The organism is Klebsiella sp. MS 92-3, from assembly GCF_000195655.1.
Classification (GTDB): domain Bacteria; phylum Pseudomonadota; class Gammaproteobacteria; order Enterobacterales; family Enterobacteriaceae; genus Klebsiella; species Klebsiella pneumoniae.
The window spans coordinates 13,924-17,623 of sequence record NZ_GL882822.1 but is presented as its reverse complement, the minus strand read 5'-3'; the positions used below and the strand labels follow the sequence as shown (position 1 = coordinate 17,623).

The following is a 3,700-nucleotide window of genomic DNA, read 5'->3' as shown; positions in this document are numbered from 1 at the left end:
GCCAGCGGTATTTACAGCATAATCCCGCCAAAGATAAAGCCGAGGATCACGCACAGCGTGATAGCGATAACGCCGGGGATCAGGAAGGCGTGGTTAAAGACATATTTACCAATGCGGGTTGAGCCGGTGTCGTCCATCTCTACCGCCGCCAGCAGGGTTGGGTAGGTCGGTAGAACGAACAGCGCCGAGACCGCGGCAAACGAGGCGATAGCCGTCAGCGGGCTAACGCCCAGCAGCAGCGCGGCAGGCATCAACGCCTTGGTGGTGGCTGCCTGCGAGTAGAGCAGCGTGGCGGCGAAGAACAGTACCACCGCCAGCAGCCATGGGTAATTGTGCAGCAGATCGCCGGCCACGGCCTGGATGTCGCTGATATGCGCTTTAACGAAGGTATCTCCCAGCCAGGCGACGCCGAGGACGCAGACGCAGGCGCTCATCCCGGACTTAAAGGTGCTGGCGTTGAGCACTTCGCCGGTGTCGATTTTACAGGTGATGCTAATCAGGGTGGCGATGGTCAGCATAAATACCACGATCGCCTCGTTACGCGGCAGCACCGGGTTCTTAATCAGGCCGACGGTATCGCTGATGGCCGTGGCGTAGAACATCACCGCCACGATGCCGATCAAAAACAGCAGAACGGAACGTTTGGCGTGCGGCTGCAGCTCAAATACCTGGCTGCCGCGCAGTCTGACTTCCCCCTTGGCCAGCCGCTCCTGGTAAACCGGATCGTCTTTCAGTTCGCAGCCGAGGAAGTTGCAGACGATAGCGGTGAGCATCACTGCCAGCAGCGTGACTGGAATACAGATGGCCATCAGCGTCAAATAGCTAACGCCCAGCGGTTCAAGGATACCTGCGAAAAAGACCACTGCGGCGGAAATGGGCGAGGCGGTGATCGCTATCTGGGAGGCCACCACCGCAATCGACAGTGGACGAGACGGACGAATGCCTTGCTCTTTGGCAACTTCGGTGATCACCGGCAGCGTGGAGAAGGCGGTATGGCCGGTGCCAGCGAGCACGGTCATAAACCAGGTCACCAGCGGGGCAAGGAAGGTAATGTACTTCGGGTGGCGGCGCAGCATCCGTTCGGCGAGGCTGACCAGGTAATCCATCCCGCCGGCGACCTGCATGGCGGCGATAGCGGCAATCACCGCCATAATGATTTCAATAACGTCGAAGGGGATCGCACCCGGTTTAATTTGAAAAATAAGCGTCAGGACAAGGACGCCAAGGCCACCGGCAAAGCCGATACCGATGCCGCCGAGCCGGGCGCCGAGATAAATCGCCAGCAGGACAATAACCAGTTCTGCACCAAACATATATGCCTTCCTTGTTTTTTAACAAGTTGATATTGAATTGTTGTATTTTAGTAAAACCAAAAAGCAAAAAAGGCATGTCATCGCTGACATGCCTTTGAATGACTAACCTGAAAGATTACTGTTCGCTTTCATCGGTATAACGCTTTGCTTTATAAGCGGGATGCATCAGGTTTTGCGCAGAGAAAATATCATCCAACTCCGCCGCCGTCAGCAGTCCGCGCTCCAGCACCACTTCCCGTACGCTCTTGCCGGTTTCGGCACAGATCTTGCCGACGATATCGCCATTGTGGTGGCCGATAAACGGGTTGAGGTAGGTAACGATGCCGATGGAGTTGTAGACGTAGCCTTCACATACCGCTTTATTGGCGGTGATGCCGTTAACGCATTTCTCCAGCAGGTTGTAGCAGGCGTTGGTCAGGATATGAATCGACTCGAACATCGCCTGGCCGATCACCGGCTCCATCACGTTCAACTGCAGCTGACCGGCTTCGGAGGCCATGGTCACAGTGGTATCGTTGCCGATAACTTTGAAGCAGACCTGGTTGACCACCTCCGGCACCACCGGGTTAACCTTCGCCGGCATGATTGAAGAGCCAGCCTGCAGCTCAGGCAGGTTGATTTCGTTGAGGCCCGCGCGCGGACCGGAAGAGAGCAGGCGCAGGTCGTTACAGATCTTGGACAGTTTCACCGCCAGGCGTTTCAGCGAGCTGTGAACCATAACGTACGCCCCGCAGTCCGAGGTGGCTTCAATCAGATCTTCCGCCGGGACGACCGGTAAGTTGCTTACTTCAGCCAGCTTCTGCACCGCCAGCTGTTGATAGCCGTCCGGGGTGTTGAGGCGAGTACCAATGGCGGTGGCGCCGAGGTTCACCTCCAGCAGCAGCTCCGCAGTGCGCAGAATGCTTTTGGTCTCTTCATTAAGCAGCACATTGAAGGCATGGAACTCCTGGCCGAGGGTCATCGGCACCGCGTCCTGCAGCTGGGTGCGGCCCATTTTGAGGATGTCCTGGAACTCCACGGCTTTCGCCTGGAAGCCTTCGCCCAGCTGTTTAATCGCATCAATTAACTTAAGGATGGAGGCATACACCGCAATGCGGAACCCGGTGGGGTAAGCATCGTTGGTGGACTGGCATTTGTTGACGTGATCGTTTGGGTTCAGGTACTGGTATTCGCCTTTCTGGTGGCCCATCAGCTCAAGGCCAATGTTCGCCAGGACTTCGTTGGTGTTCATGTTTACGGAGGTACCGGCCCCGCCCTGGAAGACATCGACCGGGAACTGGTCCATGCATTTGCCGTTATTCAGGACTTCGTCACAGGCGGCGATAATCGCATTTGCCGCGCTTTTGGGAATGGTCTGCAGCTCCTTGTTCGCCAGCGCGGCGGCTTTCTTCACCATGACCATGCCGCGCACGAATTCTGGTATGTCGCTGATTTTGCTGTTGCTAATGTAGAAGTTTTCAATCGCTCGCAGAGTATGAACGCCGTAGTAAGCGTCCGCGGGAACTTCCCTGGTGCCCAACAGATCTTCTTCGATACGAATGTTGTTTAACATGTGAACCTTCTTTTCAAGCTGCCAATGAATTCACCAAACACACAGAATATCCAGTATTCAGTATATTTTCTGGCCGACGATTATTTCCTTAACCGGCCCGGTGCCCAAGATCATATGCTGATGATAGCGAATATCAGTAAGCTTGATCACTTATTACATTGCGGGTATGAGAAGATTTATTAATCTGTGAAATGGGTCACCGCTTTCTTATTCCTGAGAAAAATAAGCCTTTCCGCTGATTGAAAAGCCGCTCAGCATCCCCATGTTAGTGGGATGCGATCAGCAAATTGATGATTACGGGCGCTGAACGCAGCGCCCGTTGATGAAGGAGACGCCGGTGCGTTGGATTCCGTTTATTGCCTTTTTTCTTTACGTTTACATTGAGATATCGATCTTTATCCAGGTTGCGCACGTGCTGGGCGTCTTTATGACCCTGATCCTGGTGATCTTTAGCTCGGTGGTAGGGATGTCGCTGGTGCGTAACCAGGGCTTCAAAAACTTCCTGCTGATGCAGCAGAAGATGGCCGCGGGCGAGAGCCCGGCGGCGGAGATGATCAAGAGCGTATCGCTGATTATCGCTGGTCTGCTGCTGTTGCTCCCGGGGTTCTTTACCGACTTCCTAGGCCTGCTGCTATTGCTGCCGCCGGTGCAAAAGCATTTGACGATGAAGCTGATGCCGCACCTGCGCTTCAGCCGGATGCCGGGCGGCGGCTTTAGCGCCGGTACTGGCGGCGGAGAGACCTTCGAAGGGGAATTCCAGCGCAAAGATGAGCAGCGCGACCGTCTGGACCATAAGGACGATCGCCGCGATTAACATCCCCCCCCCCCCCCCCCC

The 3,700-nt window shown here is 55.3% G+C and carries 3 protein-coding genes; 1 reads left to right on the top strand and 2 read right to left on the bottom strand.

From position 1 onward, the window contains the following. Positions 1-11 precede the first annotated feature (11 nt). Both HMPREF9538_RS10815 and aspA read right to left on the bottom strand, forming a co-directional pair. Positions 12-1,313 (bottom strand): anaerobic C4-dicarboxylate transporter, encoded by a 1,302-nt coding sequence (locus tag HMPREF9538_RS10815; protein ID WP_009485425.1) that lies wholly within the window; start codon positions 1,311-1,313, stop codon positions 12-14. A gap of 115 nt (positions 1,314-1,428) precedes the next feature. Further along, the gene (aspA, locus tag HMPREF9538_RS10820) at positions 1,429-2,865 is read right to left on the bottom strand and encodes an aspartate ammonia-lyase (RefSeq protein ID WP_002885424.1); all 1,437 of its coding nucleotides are present in this window, start codon (positions 2,863-2,865) and stop codon (positions 1,429-1,431) included. A 337-nt stretch (positions 2,866-3,202) separates the two neighbouring features. Between aspA and HMPREF9538_RS10830 the strand changes: the two genes are divergently transcribed. Next, entirely contained in the window at positions 3,203-3,679 is a 477-nt protein-coding gene (locus HMPREF9538_RS10830; RefSeq protein WP_002885425.1) for an FxsA family protein, read from the top strand. The last annotated feature ends 21 nt before the right edge of the window (positions 3,680-3,700 follow it).